Annotated in this window: 21 protein-coding genes and 1 tRNA gene; 12 read left to right on the top strand and 10 right to left on the bottom strand. The window is 68.2% G+C overall.

Annotated elements, in window-relative coordinates:
* Positions 1-171 precede the first annotated feature (171 nt).
* From phnC to phnE (G578_RS0121155), 4 genes are all read left to right on the top strand, one after another.
* Complete coding sequence (gene phnC / locus G578_RS0121170; protein ID WP_028795934.1) at positions 172-1029, top strand: phosphonate ABC transporter ATP-binding protein; 858 nt, start codon at positions 172-174, stop codon at positions 1027-1029.
* A gap of 77 nt (positions 1030-1106) precedes the next feature.
* Entirely contained in the window at positions 1107-2033 is a 927-nt protein-coding gene (gene phnD / locus G578_RS0121165; protein WP_028795933.1) for a phosphonate ABC transporter substrate-binding protein, read from the top strand.
* Between the two features lie 84 nt (positions 2034-2117).
* Positions 2118-2975, top strand: a complete 858-nt coding sequence (phnE, locus tag G578_RS0121160) for a phosphonate ABC transporter, permease protein PhnE (RefSeq protein ID WP_169400897.1) — start codon at positions 2118-2120, stop codon at positions 2973-2975.
* A gap of 10 nt (positions 2976-2985) precedes the next feature.
* Positions 2986-4344 carry a phosphonate ABC transporter, permease protein PhnE gene (phnE, locus tag G578_RS0121155; RefSeq protein ID WP_028795931.1) on the top strand — a complete coding sequence of 453 codons (1359 nt, stop codon included), beginning with the start codon at positions 2986-2988 and terminating at the stop codon, positions 4342-4344.
* Between the two features lie 16 nt (positions 4345-4360).
* On the opposite strand, the gene G578_RS0121150 is transcribed toward phnE (G578_RS0121155), so the two are convergent.
* Positions 4361-6064, bottom strand: coding sequence for an acyl-CoA dehydrogenase family protein (locus G578_RS0121150; RefSeq protein WP_028795930.1), 1704 nt, complete (start codon positions 6062-6064; stop codon positions 4361-4363).
* Between the two features lie 346 nt (positions 6065-6410).
* Here G578_RS0121150 and G578_RS27535 point away from each other — a divergent pair, with 346 nt between their 5' ends.
* Entirely contained in the window at positions 6411-7028 is a 618-nt protein-coding gene (locus G578_RS27535) for a J domain-containing protein (protein WP_038015612.1), read from the top strand.
* Between the two features lie 202 nt (positions 7029-7230).
* Positions 7231-7578, top strand: a complete 348-nt coding sequence (locus tag G578_RS27530; protein ID WP_084619096.1) for a hypothetical protein — start codon at positions 7231-7233, stop codon at positions 7576-7578.
* 160 nt (positions 7579-7738) lie between these two features.
* Here G578_RS27530 and G578_RS27525 read toward each other — a convergent pair whose 3' ends face one another.
* The 4 genes from G578_RS27525 to G578_RS0121120 all read right to left on the bottom strand — a co-directional run bounded on the left by G578_RS27525 (position 7739) and on the right by G578_RS0121120 (position 10105).
* Positions 7739-8671, bottom strand: coding sequence for a carbon-nitrogen hydrolase family protein (locus G578_RS27525; RefSeq protein WP_211228986.1), 933 nt, complete (start codon positions 8669-8671; stop codon positions 7739-7741).
* On the bottom strand, positions 8668-9267 hold the full coding sequence (locus G578_RS0121130) for a GNAT family acetyltransferase (RefSeq protein ID WP_028795929.1): 600 nt from the start codon (positions 9265-9267) through the stop codon (positions 8668-8670). Before G578_RS0121130 ends, G578_RS27525 begins: the two co-directional genes overlap by 4 nt.
* Before the next feature lie 69 nt (positions 9268-9336).
* Complete coding sequence (locus G578_RS0121125) at positions 9337-9726, bottom strand: c-type cytochrome (RefSeq protein ID WP_028795928.1); 390 nt, start codon at positions 9724-9726, stop codon at positions 9337-9339.
* A 154-nt stretch (positions 9727-9880) separates the two neighbouring features.
* Complete coding sequence (locus tag G578_RS0121120) at positions 9881-10105, bottom strand: hypothetical protein (RefSeq protein ID WP_028795927.1); 225 nt, start codon at positions 10103-10105, stop codon at positions 9881-9883.
* Positions 10106-10189: 84 nt separating this feature from the next.
* Between G578_RS0121120 and G578_RS27520 the strand changes: the two genes are divergently transcribed.
* Positions 10190-11065 (top strand): ion transporter, encoded by an 876-nt coding sequence (locus G578_RS27520; RefSeq protein WP_051245131.1) that lies wholly within the window; start codon positions 10190-10192, stop codon positions 11063-11065.
* Positions 11066-11078: 13 nt separating this feature from the next.
* Positions 11079-11152: transfer RNA gene (locus G578_RS0121110), tRNA-Gly, on the top strand.
* 73 nt (positions 11153-11225) lie between these two features.
* Here the strand turns inward: G578_RS0121110 and G578_RS0121105 are convergent.
* Together G578_RS0121105 and G578_RS27515 are read right to left on the bottom strand one after the other, a co-directional pair.
* Entirely contained in the window at positions 11226-12326 is a 1101-nt protein-coding gene (locus G578_RS0121105) for a hypothetical protein (protein ID WP_028795926.1), read from the bottom strand.
* Between the two features lie 118 nt (positions 12327-12444).
* The gene (locus tag G578_RS27515; RefSeq protein WP_169400896.1) at positions 12445-13197 is read right to left on the bottom strand and encodes a protein phosphatase CheZ; all 753 of its coding nucleotides are present in this window, start codon (positions 13195-13197) and stop codon (positions 12445-12447) included.
* A gap of 350 nt (positions 13198-13547) precedes the next feature.
* Between G578_RS27515 and G578_RS0121095 the strand changes: the two genes are divergently transcribed.
* Entirely contained in the window at positions 13548-14378 is an 831-nt protein-coding gene (locus G578_RS0121095; protein ID WP_051245130.1) for a hypothetical protein, read from the top strand.
* 68 nt (positions 14379-14446) lie between these two features.
* Here G578_RS0121095 and G578_RS0121090 read toward each other — a convergent pair whose 3' ends face one another.
* Entirely contained in the window at positions 14447-15232 is a 786-nt protein-coding gene (locus G578_RS0121090; protein WP_028795923.1) for a methyltransferase domain-containing protein, read from the bottom strand.
* Between the two features lie 119 nt (positions 15233-15351).
* Between G578_RS0121090 and G578_RS0121085 the strand changes: the two genes are divergently transcribed.
* Entirely contained in the window at positions 15352-16797 is a 1446-nt protein-coding gene (locus G578_RS0121085; protein WP_051245129.1) for a pentapeptide repeat-containing protein, read from the top strand.
* Positions 16794-17255, top strand: coding sequence for an MmcB family DNA repair protein (locus tag G578_RS0121080; protein WP_028795921.1), 462 nt, complete (start codon positions 16794-16796; stop codon positions 17253-17255). The genes G578_RS0121085 and G578_RS0121080 overlap by 4 nt, the downstream gene beginning before the upstream one ends.
* Positions 17256-17702: 447 nt before the next feature.
* On the opposite strand, the gene rfaE1 is transcribed toward G578_RS0121080, so the two are convergent.
* On the bottom strand, positions 17703-19172 hold the full coding sequence (gene rfaE1 / locus G578_RS0121070; RefSeq protein ID WP_028795920.1) for a D-glycero-beta-D-manno-heptose-7-phosphate kinase: 1470 nt from the start codon (positions 19170-19172) through the stop codon (positions 17703-17705).
* The gene (locus G578_RS0121065; protein ID WP_028795919.1) at positions 19169-19756 is read right to left on the bottom strand and encodes an SIS domain-containing protein; all 588 of its coding nucleotides are present in this window, start codon (positions 19754-19756) and stop codon (positions 19169-19171) included. The genes rfaE1 and G578_RS0121065 overlap by 4 nt, the downstream gene beginning before the upstream one ends.
* A gap of 205 nt (positions 19757-19961) precedes the next feature.
* On the opposite strand from G578_RS0121065, the gene G578_RS28755 reads away from it, so the two are divergent.
* The coding region (locus tag G578_RS28755) for a calcium-binding protein (RefSeq protein ID WP_051245128.1) at positions 19962-25321 on the top strand (5360 nt) is incomplete at its 3' end.

The raw sequence follows: 25321 nt of genomic DNA, 5'->3' as shown, positions 1-25321 counted from the left end.
GCTATATGGGCTTCCGACGGAGCCGATCGTCGGCGCCGGCCATGCTGGGAAGTCGCAGCGCCCGACCGGCACCGCCCGGCGCGCTGGCGACTTGGCGCGGTGGGGCTGGCGGGTTGGTCGGACGGACCGCACGAACGCTCATCGCAACGCTCGAAGGCCCGCTCGCCCCTCATGCTGATTTATCAGAACGTTACCAAGCGCTTCGGCGCCAACGCCGCCGTTGACAACGTCAATGTTTCGGTCGACGCGGGCACCATGCTCGGCATCATCGGCCGGTCGGGTGCCGGCAAGTCGACGCTGCTGCGGCTCACCAACAGGATGATCGATCCCAGCGCGGGCTCGATCCGCTTCGGCCCGCGCGACATCAGCCACCTCAAGGGCAAGGCCCTGCTCGACTGGCGCGCCGACTGCGCCATGATCTTCCAGCAGTTCAACCTCATCCCGCGCCTCGACGTGCTCACCAACGTCATGCTCGGCCGCGCCAATTCGATGGGGATCGTCAAAAGCGTCTTCAAGCTGTTCACCGATGCCGAGCGCCACGAGGCGCTGCTGGCGCTGGAGCGGCTCGGCATCGTCGAGACCGCGCTGCAGCAGGCCGGGACCCTGTCCGGCGGCCAGCAGCAGCGCGTGGCGATCGCCCGGGCGCTGATGCAGAACCCTAAGATCATCCTGGCCGACGAGCCGATCGCCTCGCTCGACCCGATGAACGCCAAGCTGGTGATGGACGCCCTGCGCGACATCAACCGCCAGGAGGGCATGACCGTCGTCTGCAACCTGCACACCCTGGACACGGCGCGGACCTATTGCGACCGCATCGTCGGGATGCGCGGCGGAAAGGTGGTGTTCGACGGTACCGCGGCCGAACTGACCACCGACGCGGCGCGCGAGATCTACGGCGCCGGCGCCGAGTTCGACGAGGCCGCGACCTCCACAACCATCAACGACCGCCCGGACGACACGGGCTCCCAGGATTCCGACGGCCCGCGTCTGCGGGCGGTCGGAAGCGCCGTCGCCTCCGCCGGGGGGTGACGCCGCCGACCGTACCGGTCAGCCAGACCCGGCGACGCCAACACCAAACGGCTCATTTCTGAGCGAGGGGAAGACCAATGACCTTTCTGCGCACTGCGGCGGCCGCTGCCGTCACTGCCCTGGTCGCGTTCGCCGGCACCGCGCCGGTCTCCGCGGCCGATCTGGGCATCAAGGAATTCCGCATCGGCCTGCTGGGCGGCGAGAACGCCTCCGACCGCCTGCGGTCCAACGAGTGCCTGCGCGAGCGCACCGAGAAGCTGCTCGGCGTGGAAACCAAGCTGTTCGCCCCGGCCGACTACAATGGCGTGATCGAGGGTCTGCTGGGTGGCAACCTGGACATGGCCTGGCTCGGCGCGTCCGGCTACGCCGCCGTTTATCTTGAGGATCCCGAGGCCGTCGAGCCGGTTCTGGTGAAGATCAACGTGGACGGCTCCTACGGCTACCACTCGATCGGCTTCGCCCGCGCCGACAGCGGCATCACCAGCCTTGAGGACCTGAAGGACAAGAAGTTCGGCTTCGGCGACCCGAACTCCACCTCGGGCTACCTGATCCCGTCGATCGAGATCCCGGCGGCCGGCTTCCCGATGACCCCGGGCGAGTATTTCGGCGATGTCGTCTTCACCGGCGGCCATGAGCAGACCATCGTCGCGGTCGCCAACGGCGACATCGACGCCGGCGTGACCTGGGCCGACGGCATCGGCGCCTGGGAAGAGGGCTACAATTCCGGCGCCCTGCGCAAGGCGGCGGATGCCGGCCTGGTCGACATGACCCAGCTGGTCGAGATCTGGCGTTCGAAGGTCATCCCGGAAGGCCCGATCGTGCTGCGCAAGGCGCTGCCGGAGAAGGTCAAACTGCTGATGACCGGCCTGATGGCCAGCCTGGAGTCCATGGACCCCGAGTGCGCCTATGGCGTCATGGCGGGTGAAGTGAAGGGCATGGCCCCGATCACCCACGCGGAATACGAAGTGATCGTCGCCGCCCGCAAGTCGAAGATCGGCAAGTAATCCTGCCCCATTCCGGCGCCGCGCGGTCCTCTCTGGATCGCGCGGCGTTCCGTATTCCGCCTCCCCCTCCGCGCGAGCCCGTCCATGGCCATGACCACCGTCGATCAGCTGCAGGCCCACGCCTCCTCCCTGGAGCGGCGGCGGCGTCTGTATACCGGCCTCGGGGCGGCGATCTTCGCCATCCTGGTCGTGCTGGGCTTCATCGGCGCCGAGGAGATGAACTCCGGAGGCTTCGTCCAGGGCCTGGAGAAGTTCTTCGACTACCCGGGCAACATCGTGTCCGAGACCGCCGAGGCCGGCACCGGGTGGTTCGAGCGGCTGTGGATCTATCTCCCGGCCCTGATCGAGACCATCAACATGGCCGCCGTGGCGACCATCTTCGGGACGGTATTCGCCGTGTTCCTGTCCTTCGCGGCGACGCGGGACCTGCAGGTCTGGCCGCCGATCATCCCGGTGGCACGCCGGATCATGGACATCACCCGCGCCTTTCCCGAGCTGATCCTCGCCCTGTTCCTGATCTTCATGCTGGGGTCCTCGCCGGTCCCGGCGATCATCGCCGTCGCCTTCCACACCGCCGGCGCGCTCGGCAAGCTGTTCTCCGAGGTCAACGAGAACATCGACCGCGGTCCGCTGGAGGGCATGACCGCCGCCGGGGCGAGCTGGACCCAGCGCATGCGCTGGGCGGTGCTGCCGCAGGTGCTGCCGAATTACACCAGCTACATGCTGCTGCGCTTCGAGATCAACATCCGGGCCTCGGCGATCCTCGGCTTCGTCGGCGCCGGCGGCATCGGCTCCGAGCTGCGCAAGGCGATCAGCTGGGCCAACGGCGCCGACATCGCCGCGCTCTTCGTCCTGCTGTTCCTGACGATCATGGTGATCGACCAGATCTCCGGCCATGTGCGCCGGCGCCTGGTCGGCGGCATGTTCGTCGGCGCGCGCTGAGGAGGCCGCCATGAGCGCCATCACCGCCGATGAGGCCGGCCGTCTCGAGAGCACCTATGGCGACGTCCTGCGGACGCACCGGCGCCAGTTTCTCTGGCCGGTCGGGTTGCTGGTCCTGGTTGTGGTCTATCTCGCATACGCCTTCTTCGCCTTCGGCGTTCCCGAGCTGATCGCCAAGTCCCGGCTCGACCGGGGCGTCCTGCTCGGTCTCGACAGCGTCGCCTACAAGGTTCACGTGGAGAAGAACCTGCGCCGCGACCGGTTCGAGGTCGCCGTGGAGGGCGAACGCACCGCCACATACGACGAGGCGTCGCTGCCCGACTGGGTCGGCGTCACCGGCGCCAGCGGCAACGAGGGCCGGGTCGATATCGACATGGGCGGCGGATACTCCTTCGTCATCGAGGGCGAGCGCCTGACCGTCACCGGGCCGGGGATGAGCGCGCCGTTCACGGTCACCGCCGGCGACACCCTGAGCTGGGAGGGCGACGTGCCGTCCTGGATCGAGCTCAACCCGAAGAAGGTCGACGTCAAGCTCAGCCTGTTCCAGCGCGCCCAGGTGACCTCCGGACGGATCCTGGTGTTCCGTTATTTCTGGGGTTGGGAGGATTTCTGGTTCGACTTCCGCTCGCCGTTGAACGGCCTCTCGGCGGGCGAGCTGTGGGCGCTGGCCTGGTCCGACGAGCGGATCGATCCGGAGATGTCCAACGCCGCCTTCATCGTCGATGAGTTCTGGGGCAACGAGGGCTGGCAGCACGGCGACGTCTTCAAGGCGCTGCTGGAAACCGTGATCATGGCCTTCCTGGGCACCGTGGTCGCCGCCGCGGTCGGCCTGCCCCTGGCTTTCATGGCGGCCGCCAACGTCAATCCCGAGCCGGTCAGCCGCTTCGTCATCCGCCGCTTCTTCGACTTCGTGCGCGGCGTCGACATGCTGATCTGGTCGCTGATCTTCATCCGCGCCTTCGGCCTCGGCCCGCTTACCGGCGTCTTTGCGATCGCGCTGACCGACACCGGCACGCTGGGCAAGCTGTTCTCCGAGGCGATCGAGAACATCGACAACAAGCAGGTCGAGGGCATGCAGTCCACGGGTGCCGGGGCGCTTGCCCGCTACCGCTTCGGGGTGATTCCGCAGATCCTGCCGGTCTTCATCTCCCAGTCGCTCTATTATCTGGAATCCAACACCCGATCGGCGACGGTGATCGGGGCGCTGGGGGCGGGCGGCATCGGCCTGAAGCTGGTCGAGACGTTGCGCACCGGCAAGGACTGGGAGAACACCCTCTACATCATCGTGCTTACCCTGATGGTGGTCATCGCCATGGACATCACCTCCGGCTGGCTCCGGCGCAAACTGACCGGTGCCGGACGCGACTGAGGGTCGTCTCGGGCTCTCAGTTCCGCCCTGGGTTTAACAACCCCCGGGCGATCACGCCGGCCTGGATCTCCGCCGCCCCTTCGAAGATGTTCAGGATGCGGGCGTCGCACAGCACCCGGCTGATCGGATACTCCAGCGCATAGCCGTTGCCGCCATGGATCTGCAGGGCGTCGTCGGCGCACGCCCAGGCGACCCGGGCGGCCAACAGCTTCGCCATCCCCGCTTCGATATCGCAACGGCGGTCGCTGTCCTTCTCGCGGGCCGCGTGCAAGGTAAGGGCGCGGGCCGCCGCGATCTCCGCCGCCATGCGCGCGAGTTTGTTGGCAACGCGGGGAAAGGCCTGAAGTTTCTTGGAAAACTGAACTCTTTCGTTGGCGTAACGAAGCCCCAGTTCCATCGCCGCCTGGGCGACGCCGACGGCGCGGGCCGCGGTCTGGATGCGCGCGCTCTCGAAGGTCGCCATGAGTTGCTTGAAGCCCTGCCCCTCCTCGGAGCCGAGCAGACTACCGACCGGCACCTCGAAACCGTCGAAGGCGATCTCGTATTCCTTCATGCCGCGATAGCCGAGCACCTCGATCTCGCCGCCGCTCATGCCGGCGGCGGGGAACGGGTCCTCCTCGGTGCCGCGCGGCTTCTCGGCCAGCAGCATGCTCAACCCGCGGTAGCCGGTCTCGTCCGGGTTGGTGCGGACCAGCAACGTCATCAGGTCCGTGCGCGCGGCGTGGGTGATCCAGGTCTTGTTGCCGTTCACCTTCCACACATCCCCGGCCTTCTCGGCGCGGGTGCGCAGGTGGGCGAGGTCCGATCCCGTGTTGGGTTCGGTGAACACGGCCGTGGGCAGGATCTCGCCCGAGGCGATCCGGGGCAGCCAGTGGGCGCGCTGGTCCTCGGTGCCGCCCAGGCGGATCAATTCGGCGGCGATCTCCGAGCGGGTGCCGAGCGAGCCGACGCCGATATAGGCCCGGCTGAGCGTCTCGGAGACCACCACCATGGCCTCCTTGCCCATGCCGAGCCCGCCATACTCCTCGGGCACGGTCAGGCCGAAGGTGCCGAGCTCCGCCATGGCCTCGACCACCTCGATCGGGATCAGCCGGTCCTCCAGATGCCACTGATGGGCATGGGGCTCGACCCGGTCGGCGCCGAAACGGCGGAACTGTTCGCGCACCATGGCCAGAGTCTCGTCCAACCCGTGATGGCCAAAGGCATCCGGGTCGCCGGCCTCCATCGCTTCCGCCAGGCGGGCGGCCAGGGCCACGCGGGCGGTCTGACCGTTACCATAGCGCATCAACTTCTGGCAGGAACTGCTTGTAAGCGGGGACAGATCTTCCTCTTCGAGTCCCAGGTCGTGAGGGCGGAGCATTTCGGTCTGCGCCATCGGAATGCCGCCGCGGATCTGCCCTAGATACTCACCCGCGGCCACCCCGAGGATCAGCCTCTCGGTCTCGCCGGCACGGCCCTGGTCGGCGAGGTCGTCGGCCCAGGAAACCAGCCGTTTCAAGGCTTCCACCGTGGTCGCCAGCCAGGCGAGGCCGTGGACCGCGGTCTGTTCCGCCTCCATTTTGGCGCCGTCGAACCGGCCGTTTACCACCACGAGGTCCGAAACCCGCCGGCGGGCGGTCGCAAGCACGGTTTCGGCCGCATCGACCGCCTCGCGCGCAAGCGAAAGGGTATCTGCGTCCGTGGTTTCGGTGGTTAAGGTCTCGACGGCGGCGCCGTTCATCCTGGGATCTCCCAATTCTCTAGCGTTTCCGGAGGTTTCCACACCATGGTGCAGTCGGCGTTGGAGGTCCAGACCCCATGCATTCAGCCGCCGTGTTAACCCTGTTGGTTAACCCATTGTTTACAATTTGATATGGATGCGAAACGGAGTATCGAATTGAAACCCCGTTCCTGGTTGCGAGGCACCGACTCGACGGATATGATCCGGCCGACACCTCAATATCCTGTGTGTTTCTCAACGGTTCCTACGATATGGAGCGAGCGTGATTTCCGCCGACACGACAGCGCCGGACGAGAATATTCGAGGAAAATCAAAAGGTTCCGGCGCGACGGGGGCGGCATACGTCGTGCCCTGCGCCTCCTCCTTTCGCGATGCGGTCCTGCGGCTCGCCGAACAGCGCCAGGCCAGCCCCTCGGACCTTGCCCGGGCGGTGCTCCTGCTGATCCCCCGCGACGTCTTGGCTCGGACCGTGGACCCGGGGGAGCCGGCGCCCGGGGACCGGGAGCGGATCGCCCTGCAGTCCGGGGCGTCGCGGGGCCGGGTGCTGAAGCGGAAACCGCGTTTGCAGATGCGCCTGCCGGCCGGTCACGCCCATGCGGATCTGAGGCGGGCCCTGGCCCTGGCTCTGTCGATGGCCAAGGGCGAGTCCCAGCTCGTGGTGGTCACCGAGGCCGATCGCAAGGCGGAAGCGGCGGTGGAGCGGGCGCGCGACGAGATGTCCGAAGAAAACACCACCCTGCGCGGCCTGATCGCCGACCTGGCCATGCCGGTGCTGCCGAACGGGGTCCAGACCCGCGGCGAGGCGCTGTTCGCCCTAGGCTTCCCGCCGACCGCAGTGCCCGACGCGGGCACGATCCGGCGTCGCTGGCGCCGCATGGCGATGATCTACCATCCGGACAGCGCCTTCGGCGACCACGACCGGATGAGTCAATTGAACCAGGCGCTTGATAAGCTCACCCATTAGAGAGGGTTAGCATACGATTGTAATAATATTTCGCGTGCTTGACAGCCGCTTCGGGTCTCCGTAGCGTCTCTGGCATGAGCAACGATCTTCACATGCAGGCCGCCTACGGGAACGGCCGCATCGGTCGGCGAATTAGCCGCCCGGTCCTCGTCGAGGGCCGGGGCAGTGCTATTCGCCAGGAACCGATCTGTGGAGATTTCTCATGCTCGCCGAGCACCTGAGTCCCAACGCGGGCTCGTCCAACGCCGCCACCGCCTTTTCCGCCACCGCTTCCGCCGCCAACGCCGCGGCCGAACCTGTCGTGGCCTGCTTCTCCATCACCGCCGAGGCCGACCCGCAGGTCATGTCCCGGGTGCTGGAGTTGTTCGCCAAGCGCGGCCTGATCCCGTCGCGCTGGCACAGCGACCTCAGCGGCCGCCGCCGTGACGAGCTGCTGATCGACCTCCAGGTCGAAGGGCTCGAACGCGAGAAGGCCGACCTGATCGGCCACGCCATGCGCCAGATGGTGCCGGTCATGAGCGTGCTCATCAGCCAGAAAAGCTACGCCTGAGAGGTTGCTCTTAGGAGCCCGCCAACATCGCACTCCCCGGACTTGTTCCGGGACGAACCGTGGAGCCGCTTCGCCCTCAGGGAACGAGGGTGCGAAGCGGCGGACGGGCTTGGCTCGGAACAGGTCCGGGCAGTGTGGAAGAGAGAAACGCGTCGGGTACTCATTCCACCCGGACGATCTCGACGCCGGCGGCGGCCGCAGCGTCGGCTTCCGCCGCGCCGACCTGCTCGAGCCAGTCGCGTCGGCCCCGCACGCCGCCGCTTTCCCGCACGGCGACGATCGGAGCGAAGTCGATCGTCGCATGCACCCAGCCGGGCCGGTCGAACACGCCCTCGGTGAGGATGCCGGAGGACGGCAGGCCGTCGTCGGCGGGCACGAAGACCCCGGCCGAGCCGTGATTGCTGTCCAGCGCCGGCGACCAGGGGGCGTCGCCCACCGTCGGGCTGGTCACCACCGGCACCTGGTTCTCCAGCGCCCGGGCGAGGCCGGCGATGCGCACACGGACGGCGCCGGCGATCGTCTCGGTGGCGCTCGGGATCAGGATCAGCTCCGCCCCGGCGGCGACCATGGCGCGCACGATCAGCGGAAATTCCCCGTCGTAGCAGACGGCGACGCCGATCCGTCCGATCTCGGTGTCGAAGATCCGGGCGGCCGAATTGCCGGTGACGCCCCAGATCTCCCGCTCCCAGGGCGTCATGATCCGCTTGTCCTGGATGCCGATACCGCCCTGAGGGCCGATCAGCCGGGCCCGGTTCACCGGCTGCCCGCCCAGGTCCGGCGCCAGTACCGGCAGGCTGGCGGCCAGGATATGCACCCCGTGGCGCCGGGCGAGTTCCGCGTGCAGGGCGTCGACCTGGTCGATCAGGCCGCCGACGGCGCGGATCTGACCGGGCAGGTCCGCCTCCATCTCCAACCCGAAGGTCGAGGCGAGCTCCAGGGCGCCGTATTCCGGAAACACCAGCAGTTCGGCCCCACCCTCGGCCGCCTCGGTGACCCAGGATTCGATCCCGGCGGCCCAGGCGTCGAGGCTGGAGGGCCGGCCGACGGGAAACTGCGCGGCGGCGACCCGCAGAGTGGCGCGGGCGGCGTTCACAGCTCTTTGATCCAGTACTGCATGGATTTGGCGGTCTCCTCGCTGTCGCCGACATCGGTCCAACTGTACCGGGCGACGGCGCCGTCAAGCTTCCGATAGCCGAACCGCCGCCAGATCGGGTCCAGCGGCGCGTGGGTCTCGGGCCTGGCCGGATGATCGTCCGGCCGCAGCACGCCGCAGAAGGCCGCCGTGCGGAAGCCCAGGGCGCGGGCATGAGCCTCGCGCCGCTCGAAGAAGCTGCGATAGGCGCCCCGGCCCCGGCATTCCGGCAGCAGAACGGATTCCGCACAGTAGAAGATCTTGTCCGGGTCGTAGCCGGCCCGGGCGAGCGGTGCCGAGAAATCCGCGTGCTCATGGGCCAGCGGGAGCCCGGTCGAGGCCCCGACCATGGCGTCCCCCGCATAGGCCGCCACCAGGATGGCGCCGTCGGAATTGGCGAAGGCCGAGAGATACTGCGCCTCGTAGGCCACCGAGCCGTCGTAGAGATAAGGCCAGTCGCGGAACACCCGGATCCGCAGATGCGCCAGCGCGTCGATCGCCGGCGCGATGGCGGCGCGGCCCGTCATGGTCTCCAGACGCAGGTCACCCTCGGCCATGGCGTTCCCCTCTGATGCGTCCGCCGCAATACCGGCGACGCCGCAGCGGGTCAACCGCAGGCGGACCGGCTACTCGGCGGCCTGCTTCAGATAGGCGATGATGTCGGCGCGATCCTGGGCGTCCTTCAGCCCGACGAAGATCATCTTGTTGCCGGGTACCGCCTCTTTGGGGTTTTCCAGATAGGTGCTCAGGCTTTCCGCGTCCCAGACCACGTCATGGGCCTTCATGGCGTCGGAGTAGCGCTTGAACCCCTCGGCGGTGCCCGCCTTGCGCCCGACCACGCCGTAGAGCGAGGGGCCCTGGCGGTGCTTGCCTTCCTGCACCGTGTGGCAGGCCTGGCACTTGCGGAACACCTTCTTGCCGGCGGCCGCATCGCCCTCCTCGGCGGAGGCGGCGGGGGTGAGGGCCATCGAGCCAGCCGCGAGGGCGAGGCCGAGGGCGAGGACGGTTCTACGCATGGAGATCTCCATCGTCAGCAGGGTGGGCGGCGGCTCTTGCGGTCGCGTCGGCCCGTCGAGAGGGCCGCATTCTGGCCCTGCGCCGCCGGTTCCGACAGGCCGTGCGACGATCTGTCGGAACCGGCTTCATCTACGTCGGCGCCTTCGGGGCGGATCAGTAGCCGCGCTTGAGCAGGCGGTTCATCATGTGGGTGACGATCAGCGAGCGGGGTTCCACCGTCCGCCATTGCTCGGCCGCCGGTCCGCTCAGGGTCCGCGTCTGCCAGTCGGACAGCTCGGCCGCCGCGTCGTCGAGCGAGATCACCCGGCGGGCGACCTTCGCGGCAAGCAGACCCGCCTGGAAATCCACATCCGGATTGATCGGCCGTCCATCCGTCATGCTTGCCTCTTGAACCGAAGCCCCGGTGACGTTAGCTCAGGCGCTGTCGTGGCCGCCAGTTCGGCGGACCTGCCGGGGGATCGGATGTTGGAGACGCAGTCGGGGGCGGGTACGGTGTCGGGCGCGCGGGAGTGGGTCCGCGCCGTCGTTGAATCCGGGCGTGCCCAGGCAGTGATCACCGCCCTGATCGTGCTGAACGCGGTCACGCTCGGTCTGGAGACCAGCGCGACGGCCATGGCGGTGGCCGGGCCGCTGCTGGTGCTGGCCGACACGATCATCCTGGGCGTCTTCGTCGCGGAGATCGCCCTCAAGCTCTTCGCCCACGGCCCTCGGTTCTTCCGCGACCCCTGGAACCTGTTCGACGTGGTGGTGGTGGGCGTGGCCCTGGTGCCCGCCTCGCAGGGCTTCTCGGTGCTGCGCGCCTTCCGCATCCTGCGCGTGCTGCGTCTGGTGTCGGTCGTGCCGTCCCTGCGCCGGGTGGTCGGCGCGCTGCTCCATGCCATTCCGGGGATGGGCTCGGTCGTCATGCTGCTCGGCGTGCTCTTCTATGTCTTCGCGGTCATGGCCACCAAGCTGTTCGGCGGCGCGTTCCCGGAGTGGTTCGGTACCATCGGCGCGTCATTCTACACGCTGTTCCAGGTGATGACGCTGGAGAGCTGGTCGATGGGCATCGTGCGGCCGGTGATGGACGTGTTCCCGGTTGCCTGGCTGTTCTTCGTGCCGTTCATCCTGCTGACCTCCTTCGCGGTGCTGAACCTGTTCATCGGCATCATCGTCGACGCCATGCAGAGCCAGGCCCATGCCGAGGAGGCGGCCCTGCATCTGGGCGAGCCGACCCTGGTGGACGTCATGGCCGAAGTGAAGGCGCTGCGGGCCGAAATCGCCGCGACGCGGGGGGAGGTGCAGGAGGGGGCGCGGGGGGAAAAGTCCGCGCTGGAATCTGAGGGGCACAGCGGCTAAAGTCCGCCGCCTCGCGGGCGTAGTTCAATGGTAGAACCTCAGCCTTCCAAGCTGATGATGCCGGTTCGATCCCGGTCGCCCGCTCCAGATTTCCCCGGCCCGGATTTCCCCCGACCAGATTGCCCCGCTGTCCCCTTGTCCGATCGCAGGCCGGCCGCCGTCAGCGGCGCGGGACCGGGACCGTCTTGTCCGGGGGGTATCGATAGACGCCGTCGTGGATGCCCTGCTCCCAGGAGCCGTAATGGATCGGTTCCGGAACGAGGAACGGCTGATAGGCGTAGCCCAGCAGGAAGGCCACGGTCCCGACGGCGCCGGCGCGGCGCAGCCACCGCCCCGGCTCCGCCAGCATGAGCGCCAGGCTCAGCAGCAGCAGGCCCGACGGAACGTACCAGTAGCGATGGCCGACATCGCCGCCGGCGAACATGTCCGGCATGGGGGCGAACTTGACCGCGATGCCGGCCAGCACCAGCCCGGCCAGCACGGCGAGGCCGACCCTCGGCAGACGATAGGTTCCGGCCGCCAGACCGGCGGTTGCCGCCGCCAGGGCGACCAGGCCCCAGGATGAGCCGACCGAGGCCTTCACCAGATCGCCGGCGGTTCCGAGGGCGGCCAGGCCGAGGGTGCCGCCGCCGGCCTGCGGCTGGGACAGGATGAAACCGCCCTGGATCGCGCCGCACAGGAGCGCCAGCGCGCAGACGATGACCTCGGGGCGGTGGGTGCGCAGCAGCCAGAGCCGGGTCGCGAAGACCGGCAGGTAGATCAGGGAGAACGGGCCCGACAATCCGGCGACGACCACCATCGCCGCCTTGTTCGCCGTTCCGCCCGGCGCGGAGACGGCGATCGCGGCCAGAGCGATGGCGGTGATCCATTGCAGGTTGGTGGGCGTGCCCAGCACCTCACTGCCGCCGAAGGCCAGCAGGGGCGTGAGCGCGCCGAGCCAGGCGGCCGGTCCGGGGAGGCACAGAAAGAGGGTCACGCTGGCCCAGGCGCTGAACGCCGCCGCTCCCACCAGGAAGACGACCAGGGTCCATTCCAGCGGCAGCAGCCCGGCCGCCGCCGCGACGATGCGCGGCATCAGGTGCAGGTAGCCGGCATAGGGCTCGATGAAGGAGCTCCAGCCGAACATGTTCCAGCCGCGGAAGAAGGCGCGTCCGTCCTCGGCCCAGAAGTCCGGGCGCAGGAAGGCGTCTGTATCTCGGAGCGCCAGCAGGCCGACGGCCGCCACCGCGACGGCGATCAGTGCGTAAGGGGCACGCCTCATGGGAGGGCTCATCCGTGGTCCGACGGCATGGCCCCGTCAGATCGCACGATCGTCCGTGGAAGGAAATACCGCGATGCCGGCGGGGGCTCTGCGTCGGCGACCCACCGGCGCCGGCCGGTCAGTCGAACAGGGCGTCGATATCCGCCTGGCTGAGACCCTGGCCGCCCAGGGCCGGGCCGTTCAGCAGCTCGTGCTCATCCTGCTCGTCATGCGCGCCCTCGACCGTGCCCTCGTCCGGAATGTCGACGTCCTTGAACGCCTCCAGGCCCCAGATATCGATCATCGCCAGCACGCGGCTCTCGATGTACCGCAGGGTCTTCACCACCTGGGTGACGCGCTGGCCGGTCAGATCCTGGAAGGCGCAGGCCTCGATGATGGCGATGAGGCGTTCGCTGGCATGGTCGATCAGCAGCGCCACATCCGGATCTTCGACCGTATGCGAGTGGATCTGCTTCAAGAGCTGCTCGACTTCGTCGGCCGCCGACATGATCTCGTTGGTGGCGTCCTCGGTCTGCTTGGTGATTTCCTCGAGCTGGAGTGAGGCCTTCTCCATCTCGTCCCGGCCCATGACCGGGTTCTTGATCGCGGCGATCTGGGTCTTGGCGCGGCCGATGCTGCGGACCATCTGCGCGATTTCCACGCGCACGTCCCGCTTCATGTCGTCGTCTTCGGCGATTTCGGTCTCTTTGACGCCGCGAAGTTCGGCGACCTCCTGCCGGAGCTCGGCGATCTGCGCCAGGATCATCTCCACGCCGCCATCGGCCAGGGCCATGGGCGGAATGTCGGTGTTGGCGCTCTTAAGCACACCCGCCGCTCCGGCCTTTTTGGCCCGGCGTTCTATTGAAAAGAGCTTCTCGTGCTTGGCGGCCATCATCATCTTCTCCCGGCACCTCGGTACGATCTGCGCGGATATTCGCCGGGATGCTTAAAAAAAACGTTAACCCTTAGAGGGAGGGAGTCGAACTGAAACCCGCTCACGACATCATTAACTAATTTTTCAGGCTATTGCGCAAAATTGGCGCCGCGGGCCGATGGGCTTGGAACGGACGCCTGTCTGGCAATTGCTTGGGCGAAAAAAGGTTGAGCAGGATGGCTGTCGCAGGGGCTAGCGTTGAGACGAGCGACAAACTGGATCCGAATACCCACTTCGTTTTTCAGCATCGGGTATTTCAGCTTCCGGACACGCGGTTCGAACTGTCGGGCCGAGACCGCAGTCCCGTGATGCATGTCAAACTCGGGGATATCGACGCGGTGATCCCGATCGACGACGTGTCCTCAGAGTTCGGGATTTCGCCGGATTCTCCCGACGGAAAGCTTCTGGTCATCGCCGCCAACAGCCTGAAATTCGTGAAGGATATCCGACCGGGTGACAGTATCCCGTCGGAACTGCTGGACGGCACCGCCTCCTGGCGGGTCGAGGACCACCACCGCGAACTGGCCAAGAACCGGCTGATGGTGCAGGTGGCGACCTGGCTGACCGGTGACGAATCCGTGGTCCTGGATATGACCGAGCTGCGGCGCATGTCGACGGATTCCAACATGCAGCAGAAGGTGCGCGACGGCATCTCCAAGATCGCGGAGTCCCTGGGGCTGGGTGCCGGCCGGCGCGACGAGGTGCTCGACATGATCGATCGCTTCGCCCGAGAGCTCTGCTACATCGAGGCCCTGCGCGACCGCTACAACTCCGCCCGCGGCATCGCGGTGAAGCTGAACAAGGTCGGCAGGCTCTACAAGGAAGACAAGCACTTCTACGAAGAGGTCAACCGCGCCGGCATCCTGATGCGGCCTGCGATGCAGGGCTTCATGAGCCTGTTCGAGCAGGTCGACGCGCAGACCAGCGAGATCATGGTGGTGCTGAAATCCTATGACGCCATGGTGAAGTACGTGCGCGAGATCCGCGACGAGTTGCACCAGCGCCTGATCATCTGGGACCAGGCGATCAAGATGTGGAACGTTCCGGTCGAGAAGAAGCACGACCGGCTGCGCGATGCGGTGCGCGAGACCTACCGCTTTGTCGCCTTCCACTTCCCCCAGACCCACGACTGGGTCTGAGGGCGCCCGGCCCCAACCCCAGCCCCAGCCCTTACCCGAGGGGTCCGGTTTCCTCCCTTGCGGTTCCCTCAGCCCGCGCGCCGGGCCACCAGGAACAGGCGCCGGAACGGGAAGACCGTGCGGCCGTCCGGCATCGGCGGATAGGCGGCGCGGACCCGCGTCCGGTAGGCGCTCTCGAACCCGTCGCGCTCCGCGCCCTCCAGGGCGCCGAGGAACGGGCGCAGCCAGGTGCCCTTGGTCCATTCCGCCACCGGGTTCTCTCCCTCCAGGATCTGGATGTACTCGGTCTCCCAGACGTCGAGCATATCGGCCAGCGGCGACAGTAGGTCGATATAGAAACCCGGCTCGTGGGTCGGCGGGGCGCTGAGCATCGGCTCTATCGTCTTTCGCCAAGGCCCGTCCATGGCCGCGTCGGCGACCGATGTGTGTGACGGGGCGGCGAAGTTGCGGGGCATCTGCACCGCCAGCCAGCCGCCGGGGGCGACCTGGTCGAACAGGCGCGGGAACAGCGCCCCGTGGTCGCCCAGCCAATGCAGCGCCGCGTTGGAATAAAGCACGTCCACCGGCGGTTCAGCCCTCCAGGAAGCGGCGTCCGCGACGTCGAAGGACAGGGCCGGGAAGGACAGGGCCGGATGGTCGGCGCGGGCGCGGTCCAGCATCTCCGGGGACGGATCCAGCCCGGTGATCTCGGCCGCCGGCCAGCGGGCCGCCAGCACGGCGGTGACGTTGCCGGTGCCGCAGCCGAGATCCACCACCCGACGCGGCGCGTCGACGGGAATCCGGCCGAGGAGATCGATCGCGGGGCGCAGGCGATGGTCGGCAAATTTCAGGTATTGCGAGGTGTCCCAGGTCATTTCTGCGGCTCCGGAGGGTCGACGGCGGCGGTCGGCGGGCGTGGGGTATGGTAGAGATACGCAGGATACAGCATATTTTCCGGCCAAGGACGGGGCCGGTGAGTTCGGGCGACAAGTCAATGACCGACGGTAAAGCCGGCAGCGCCGGAAAATCCGGCAAGACAACGCGGACCCGGGACAGCATGCCCGGGACCCTGGCCGAGCAGGCGACCGGGCACGAGTTCCCGCGCGACGACCGGCCGACCTCGCTGCGGCTGCGCAAGCTCAGCCAGCGCGACGTCGACCAGATGGTCCAGTCCCATGCCCAGTTCGAGAGCGGCCGCACCGGTGGCGCACGGGCGAGTTTCGCCGGCTGCGACCTGCGCTATCTCGACCTGAAGGGCGTGGATCTCGGCGGCGCGGATTTCACCGGCGCCAGCCTCAGCCATGCCGATCTGCGCCATGCCAAGCTGGGCAGCGCCAACCTGTTCGCCTGCGACCTGCGCCACGCCGACCTGCGCCACGCCACCCTGTCGCGGGCCGACATGCGCGGCGCCTGTCTGCGCGGGGCCAACCTGACCGACGCCGTCCTGCAGGAGGCGGATCTGCGCGACGGCGTGCTGCTGAAACCCGACGAGCGCGGCAACCTGGTGGCCTCGGGTTTCGAGACGACCTCCACCGACGCGGCGACGGCCACCGCCCTGCGCGCCGACCTGTCCAACGCGAAGATGTCGAACGCCTTCGTCGTCCAGACCGATCTGACGGACGCCAACCTGCGCAACGTGCGGCTGAACCGCGCCGATCTGAGCCACGCCAACCTGACGGGCAGCAACCTGGAAGGCGCCGACCTGACCGAGGCCAACCTGACCGGTGCCATCCTTCACGGCGCGGTGCTGTACAATGTGATCTTCTCCAACACCCAGCTCGCCGACGCCGATCTGGCCGGCGCGGCGTTCTCCAACATGGACCGGGACGCACCGCAGTTCCGCGACGCGCGCCTGCCCAAGGTACTGGATGCGCTGGGCATGGAGATGCGGACCATGCTGATCGCCCATGACGCCTGGATCCGGTCCTCCGGACGTCAGGGACAGCGGGCGGTGCTGACCCGGCGCGACGCCAGCGGTCAGTCGCTGTCCGGCATCAACCTGTCGGCGGCCGGGATGGAATTCGTGGTCCTCACCGGCTGCGATCTAAGCCGCATGGAACTGCTGATGTCGGACATGGCCTTCGCCGACCTGCGCAAGTCCGACCTGTCCCAGGCCGACATGCGGGGGGTGACCCTGCGCCGTGCCAACCTGACCGGCGCCAATCTCACCGGCGCCCGGCTCGGGCCGATCAACATCATCGGCTCCAACGTCCAGCGCTGGACCGCCCATCTGGAGCATGCCCGGCTGGCGGGGGCGAATTTCCGCGGCGCCGACCTGTCCTTCGCCGCCATGATGCACACCGATCTGACAGGCGCGGACCTGCGCGACGCCAACCTGCGCGGCGCCGATCTGCAAGATGCGATCCTCACCGATGCCGACCTGCGGGGCGCGGATACCCGGGACACCGATTTCCGGGGCGCGCAGGACGTCGCCCTGTGACGCAGGCGCCCTGGCCGGAGACGGACGGGGCTGCCGCGATCACCCGGGCCGTCACCCGCGGCGCGGCGCGGCTGTTCGAGGATCTGGGGCATGCGGTGGTCACCGAGCTGCGGCTGGCCAACGGCCGGCGGGCGGATATCGTCGCCCTGGCTCCGGACGGCACGGTGACGATCGTGGAGGTGAAATCCGGCATCCCCGATTTCGCCGCGGACCGCAAATGGGTGGATTACGGGCCGTTCTGCGACCGGTTCTTCTTCGCGGTCTCGCCCGACTTCCCGCTCGAGCGCCTGCCCGATCCCGACACCTGCGGCCTGATCGTCGCCGACGCCTGGGGCGCCGAAATCCTGCGCGAGGCCCCGGTGGTGCGGCTGGCCGCCGCCCGGCGCAAGGCGATCACCCTGCGCTTTGCCGCAACCGCCGCCCGCCGCCTGCGCGGCCTGGAGGACCCCCGGCTCTAAGAGGGGGGCGGACAGTTCTGTCGCGCTGCAGGTGCGAAAAGCTGCGTCAGGCCGGGCTTATTGAAAATATAAATGATCAATATTTGAATTAATCGACCGAGTATTGGTTCTATTTCACGACTAATTCGCTGCCAGTTTGGTCAGTTATCCTGACCGTTATTCCGCCCTATGTTGCACTGCAGAAGGCGACGGGATGATCCGCCGCCGAACGTGGAGGCAGACATGGCCAATATCGATGTCGCGAAGACCGTGATCGCTTACAGCATGGGTTGGGCTCTGATCGCCCTGACCGCGGTCGCCGGCGCCCTCTAAGGGCCTATGTCCCGGCCTGTCCGGGACCAGTATCCAACCGAGACCGGGGCGCAGGCCGTTCAATGGCCTTGCCCCGGGCGGTTGCGCGGGTCCGAGAGCGGGCCTGCCTGAAACCTGGCTTCTGGAGAAGTACTCTTACTTCTTGGAAATCCGGGCGACCGTCGCGGTCGTGCTGTGACCGTCCTCGAGTGACGCCAGCATCACCCGGCCGCCATAGGACTGCACCACATCGGCGCCGACCACGGTTGCCACGGTGTAGTCGGCTCCTTTCACCAGAACGTCCGGCCGCAGGGTCTCGATCACCGCCAGCGGCGTGTCGTCGGGGAAAATCACGACCGCATCCACGGAGGCGAGCGAACCCAGGACCAGGGCGCGCGAGGCGTCGTTCTGGATCGGCCGGGACTCCCCCTTAAGCCGCTTCACCGAGGCATCGCTGTTCAGCCCGACCACCAGCCGGTCGCAGGCCGCGCGCGCCTGTCGCAACAGCGATACGTGACCGGGGTGCAGCAGGTCGAACACGCCGTTGGTGAAGCCGACCTTCAGGCCCTGACGGCGCCACGACTGCGCCAGGGAGCGGGCCTCCTCCAGGGTATGGGTCTTGGACTCGCCCACATCCAGCTCGCGCTGGCGCAGGGTTGCGGCCATCTCGTTCGCCGCCGCGGTCGCCGTGCCCATCTTGGCGACGACGATTCCGGCCGCCACATTCGCCAGCCGACAGGCGTCTTCCACCGCGATCCCCGCACCCAGCGCGGCTGCCAGAGTCGCCACCACCGTGTCGCCGGCGCCGGAGACGTCATAGACCTCCCGCGCGGTTGCCGAGAGATGCAGCGGTTCCACCCCGCCGCCGCGCACCAGGGACATGCCGTCCTGGCTGCGGGTGACCAGCACGCCGTTCACGCCGGACGCCTCGATCAGGGCGGTGGCGGTCTCGACGATCCCGGCATCGCCGTCCGCCATGCCGCCGGTCGCCTCGGCCAGTTCGCGGCGGTTCGGCGTCACCAGGGTGGCGCCGGCATAGCGGGCATAGTCGCTTCCCTTGGGGTCGACGATCACCGGCACGCCGCGCTCGGCCGCGGCCTCGATCAGCCGCCGCAGCACCGGCTCGGTCAGCACGCCCTTGCCGTAGTCCGACAGCACCATCGCCTTGGCCTGGGCCAGATCGGCGACCGCGCGGGCGACGATCTCCTCCTCCAGGCTGGCGGAGACCGGCACGATCCGCTCGCGGTCGGCGCGCATCATCTGCTGGCTGCCGGCGATGTAGCGGGTCTTGATCGTGGTCGGCCGCGCCTCGTCCTCGATCAGATGGCTTTCGATCTCCAGGTCGTCGCGCAGCAGGCCCTTGATGTCGCGGGCTTCCTGGTCGCGTCCCATCACGGCGACGAGGCAGACGGTCGCGCCGAGCGCCCGCAGGTTGCGCGCCACGTTGCCCACGCCGCCCAGCATCACGGTCTCGCGCTCGATCCGAAGGACGGGGACGGGGGCCTCCGGCGAGATCCGGTCGACCGCGCCGTAGACGAAACGGTCGAGCATCAGGTCGCCGACCGCGAGCACGCGGATGCCGGCGAGGTCCTCGACGAGGGAGGCGAGTTCGGACTCGTCGGTCATTCTTCTTCCACCAGACCGAGGCGGCGCTCCAGCGTGCCACACAGCGCGTGGCCGATCAGGATGTGCATTTCCTGGATCCGGTTCGCCGCCCGGGCCGGTACCGACACCACGATATCGGCGATCGGGTCCACCTGCTCCCGATTGGCGCCGACCATGGCCACGGCGATCAGGCCGCGCGCCTTTGCCTCCTCCAGCCCCTTCAGCACGTTCGGCGACTTGCCCGAGGTGCTGAGGCCGATGGCGACGTCCCCGGGGCGTCCGAGCGCCTCGATCTGGCGGGCGAAGACCCGGTCGTACCCCATATCGTTGGCACCCGCCGTCAGGGCGGATGTGTCCGTCGTCAGGGCCAGGGCGGCAATCGCTGCCCGGTCCGTGACGTAGCGTACGACCAGCTCGGTGGACAGATGCTGGGCATCCGCGGCACTGCCGCCGTTACCGAAAAAGAGCAATTTTCCACCATTGGACACGGATGACGCGCAAGCGGCCACCAACTCTTCGAAGGCCGATTCGACGGCCGCGCGGGTTGAGGCCGTTACGCTCGCGTGTTCTTCGAAATCTTTTTCCAGCAACGACTTGGCGGTCATCTGGGGCCCCGGTTCCGCACGATTCGGCTGGGGACGATCAGGCCCGCAGCGGCCCAGGATTTACCCCGTCGGCGGCGTCCTGCCAAGTGTCGGAGAATCCTTCAACAGTTCTTGCGAAATTCTCAGGTAGCCAGAATTTGCATAAAATTTGCGATGTGCGGGTCGAGGGGATAGATTGCGCGCTCCAGGGGGGAGAAACCTGCCCATGGTCGATCTGACCGGCACTAATTCTGACGACACGCTGTTCGGCGGCGCCGTCAACGACACGCTCTTCGGAGGCGATGGTAACGACTCTCTCGACGGCCGGGAGGGGAACGACCTGCTGTTGGGCGGTGCCGGCGACGATCTGATCGACGGATCAGCCGGTAACATCAACGATTTCAATCAGCCCACCGGAGACGACACGCTGTCGGGCGGATCGGGCTCGGACACGTTGCGCGGCGGTGGCGGCAACGACACCTATCTCTATAACCGCGGCGACGGTTACGACGAGATCCAGGATTACTACTACTTCCATGAGCGCATCAGCCTTGGGTCGATCAGAAGTCCTGTCGAACTCGACGGCGGTACCGACACGATCCGGTTCGGCGCGGGGATCACCTATGAGGACCTGTGGGTCTCCCTCGATGGCGACGACCTGATCATCGGCATCCGCGACGGCGACACCGACCTCTACGGTCTGAGCGACCTGCTGCGCCTCAACGACGCCGACAATCCCCTGCGGGCGATCGAGCAGATCCAGTTCGAGGACGGCACCACGATCGATGTGTCCGGTCTGGTCACCGACCTGGAGGGTTCGGGCCAGTCGGACACGGTGACGTGGGAAGGGCCGGCCCTCGGCATCGATGCCGGCGGCGGTGACGACACCATCACGGCCACCGACGCCGCGGACACGATCGGCGGCGGCGCGGGCAACGACGTCGTCAACGCGGCGGGCGGTGACAACCAGATCGACGGCGGCGACGGCGACGACGCGGTGGTTACCGGTGCCGGCGTCGACAGTGTGGCCGGCGGCTCCGGCCAGGACACCGTGTCGGTCGGTGGCGGCAACGACCGGGTCGATGGCGGCGACGGCGACGATTCCGTGCTCGGCGGCACCGGCGACGACACTCTGGTCGGCGGCATCGGCAACGACACCCTCGACGGCTCGGCCGAAGCCGGCACCACCAACGAGGCGGTCGGCCACGATCACCTGTCCGGCGGGGTCGGCGACGACCTGCTGCGCGGCGGCGGCGGCAACGACGTCTACAGCTTCAACCTGGGCGACGGCCAGGACACCATCGTCGACGAGTACAAAATCGTCCCGGAGAACGGGCTCGGCCATGTCGACAACGCCTATGTGACCGACGGCGGCGCCGACCGGATCGTTTTCGGCCCTGGCATCGGCGCCGAGGATCTGTGGTTCGACATCATCGGCGACGACCTGGTCATCGGCATCCGCGACGGGGTCAATGAACTCGGCGATCTGGCCGACCAGATCACCATCGAGAACTGGCGCGACAGCGACTACCGGATCGAGACGCTGGAATTCGACGATGGCAGCGAGCTGTCGGTCGAGGATATCACCGCCAACCTCGACGGCACCTCGGCCGACGAGAGCCTGAGCTGGACCGACACCGCGCTGGGCGTCGATGCGGCGGGCGGCAACGACACGGTGGTGGCCGGGGCGGCGGACGACACGGTCTCCGGCGGTGACGGCAATGACCTGCTGGTCGGCGGCGGCGGCAATGACGTGGTCGACGGCGGCGCGGACAACGACTCGATCCGCGGCGGTGTCGGCAACGACACGGCGCGGGGCGGCGACGGCAACGACACGATCGACGGCGGCGACGGTAACGACCTGCTGTCCGGCGGTGCGGGTGCGGACACGCTGCTGGGCAGCGGCGGCATCCGCGGCGCGGCCATCGCAGAGCCGGAGGGCGACGACACCCTGGTCGGGGGCGAGGGTAATGACCTGTTGCGTGCCGGCGGCGGCGACGATGTCTACCAGTATGCCTCCGGCGACGGCCGCGACAGGATCATCGACGAGTACTGGTACCAGACCCGCAGCCCGCTCGGTCATATCGGCACGCCGACGCTGCTCCATGGCGGCATCGATACCCTGGAGCTGAGCGACCTGAACGCCGAGGACGTGACCCTCTGGCTGAACGGATCCACGCTTTATCTCGCCGCGGCCGAGGACGCCGTCGGCTGGGACTCGATCTCCGACATGGTCGAGATCGACTATTGGACCGACACCCTGCGGACCATCGAGAACATCGAGTTCGCCGACGGCTCCGTGCTCGACCGCGGCCAGGTCTCCGCCGCCGCCAGCGGCGTGACCGCCGGCAACGACACGGTGAGTTGGTCCGGTCCGGGCATCCGCCTCGATGGCGGTGCGGGCGCCGACTCGATCCGGGGCGGCTCCGGCCGCGACTACCTGGAAGGCGGCAGCGGCAACGACACCCTCAACGGCGGTGGCGGCGACGACACGCTGGAGGGCGACGGCGGCAACGACGTCCTGGTCGGCGGGGCCGGCAGCGACCGTCTCGACGGTGGCGCCGGATCCGATACCCTGACCGGCGGTGCTGGTGGCGATGTCTTCGTGGCCGGCGACGGCGACGTGATCGCCGATCTCGGCGACGACGACGTGGTCCGGGTCGAGGGCGTGTCGCTGGATGCGGACGCGGTCGAGCTGGTGCGCAGCGAGGACGGCACCACCACCGGCATCCGTATCGATACCGACGGCGACGGGAATGCCGACCTGACCCTCACGCTGGAGGGCGATTTCAACGACGTCGAGGCGGTCACCCGGACCGCGGCCGACGGTTCCACCTATACCGACTTCACCATCCGCGATCAGGGCCCGATCTTGGCCACCGGTGGCGACGGCAACGACGTGCTGACCGGCGGTGCCGCGGCCGACACGCTGTCCGGCGCCGGTGGCGACGACACCGTCCTGGCCGGCGGCGGCGAGGATACCGTCGATGGCGGAGACGGCAACGACCTGCTGTCCGGCGGCGAAGGGGCCGACACCCTGGACGGGGGTGCCGGCAACGACACGGTCGCGGGCGGCGCCGACAACGATCTGCTCTCCGGCAACGAGGGCGAGGACGCCCTGGCCGGCGGCGACGGCGACGACACGCTGTATGGCGGGCCGAGCGACGATTCCCTGACCGGCGGGGCCGGCGACGACGAGCTTCTGGGCGAGGCCGCCGACGACAGCATCCAGGGCAATGACGGTGCCGATCTGCTGTCGGGCGGTGGCGGCAACGACACGCTGGACGGCGGCGAGGGAGCCGACACCCTGCGCGGCAGCGACGGCGACGACCTGCTGTCCGGCGGCGCCGGCGCCGATGACATCGACGGCGACGGCGGCGACGATGCGCTCGTCGGCGGTGCCGGTTCGGACAGTCTGGCCGGCGGCGCGGGCGCCGACACCTTCGCCGGTACGCCGGAGGAGCTCGACGGCGACCTGATCCGCGACTTCGCGGCGGGCGTGGACGTGATCTCGGTCGCCGGGGTCAGCGCCGACACACTGGGCGTCACCCTGGTCCGCGACGAGACCGGCAGCACGCTCAGCCTCGACACCGACGGCGACGGCACGCCCGACTCCACGATCCGTCTGGATGGCCTTTTCACCTCGCCGACGGTCACCGACAACGGGTCCGGCGGCGTCGATATCAGCCTCGAGGCGTTCGAGCCGGAGCTTGGCACCGATGGCGCCGACACCCTGGTCGGCACGCCGGAGAACGACACGATCGAGGCCGGCGACGGCGACGACGACATCTCGGCCAAGTCGGCGGGCGACGTGGTCTCCGGCGGCGGCGGCGACGATACCCTGTCGGGCCAGGCGGGCGACGACACCCTGTCCGGCGGCGACGGCAATGACAGCCTGCTGGGCGGCGAGGACGACGACATCGCCCTGGGTGGCGACGGCGACGATACCGCCGAGGGCGGGTCGGGCGAGGACACCTTGTCCGGCGGCATCGGCAACGACAGCCTGGACGGCGGCGACGGAAACGACGTCGTCAGCGGCAATTCGGGCGAGGACACCCTGTCCGGCGGGGGCGGCGATGACAGCCTGGACGGCGGGGCAAGCAACGACCTGGTCGACGGCGGCGCCGGCAACGATACGGCCGAGGGCGGGAGCGGCGACGACACGGTGGCCGGCAATGACGGCGACGACAGCGTCGATGGCGGCTCGGGCAACGACGTGGTCGACGGCGGTGCCGGTAACGACACGGCCGAGGGCGGTGCGGGCGACGACACGGTCGCAGGCGGCGACGGCGATGACAGCGTCGACGGCGGTTCCGGCAACGATCTGGCCGAGGGCGGCGCAGGCGACGACACGGTCGGCGGCGGCGACGGGGACGACACGGTTGCGGGCGGCGACGGCAATGACAGCCTGGCCGGTGGCGACGGCAATGACAGCGTGGCCGGTGGCTCCGGCGACGACACCGCGGCCGGTGGGGCCGGCGACGACACCGTCGAAGGCGACGCAGGCGCGGATTCCCTTTCCGGCGGCGACGGCGACGATCTGGTCGATGGCGGCGCGGACAACGACACGCTGGACGGCGGCGCCGGTAACGACACCGTCGATGGCGGCAGCGGCGACGACGTCATCGACGGCAATGACGGCGACGATTCCGTAGTCGGTGGCGACGGCAATGACACCGTGCAGTCCGGCGACGGCAACGACACGGTCGAGGGCGGCTCCGGCGACGACTCCCTGGCGGGCGACGCGGGTGCTGGCTGGAACGGCACGACTCTCGCTGGCGGCAGCGCCGGCGACAATCTGTCCGGTGGTGACGGCAACGACCTGATCACCGGGGCCGCCGGCCGCGACAACCTGTCGGGCGGAGCGGGCGACGACACGATTTCCGGCGGCGCCGATCGCGACGTTCTGGTCGGTGGCGACGGCGAGGACCTGCTGTCCGGCGGCGAGGGCGGCGATTCAGTCTTTGGCGGTGCCGGTCGCGACACGCTGTTCGGCAATGACGGCACCGACTACTTGGAAGGCAATGACGGCGACGACGTGATCGACGGCGGAGCCGGCGACGACCGGATCGTCGCGGGCGACGGCAGCGACACGCTGTCAGGCGGCGCCGGGCGCGACGAGATGTCGGGTGGGGCCGGCGACGACGTGATCGACGGCGGTGCCGAGGCCGACCGGATGACGGGTGGCGCCGGTGCCGACACCTTCGTGGTCGATGATGGGGACGTCATTCTCGATCTGGAGCAGGTCGATGCGGTGCGGATCAACGGGTCGGCCCTGAATGCCGATGCTCTGACCGTCACGCGAACCATCGGTGCCGACGACCGCACCACCGTGAATGTCGATACCGACGGCGACGGGGTTGCCGATTTCAGCTTCCAGGCGATTGGCGGCTTCGAGGTTGCGGAGATCTCGACCGGCACCGACGAGAGCGGCGCGCCCTATACCCAACTCCGCTTCAGTGCGAACACCGAACCCACCGAAACGGCAGAGGACACCACCCCGGGTGGGGATACTCTGACTGGCGGTGACGGCAATGACACCGTCACCGGTGGGGACGGCAGTGACACGCTGACGGGCGGCGACGG

Source organism: Thalassobaculum salexigens DSM 19539 (genome assembly GCF_000423805.1).
Taxonomy (GTDB): Bacteria; Pseudomonadota; Alphaproteobacteria; order Thalassobaculales; family Thalassobaculaceae; genus Thalassobaculum; species Thalassobaculum litoreum.
The sequence above is the reverse complement of the archived record's forward strand: the minus strand, read 5'-3'. Positions and strand labels throughout refer to the sequence as shown.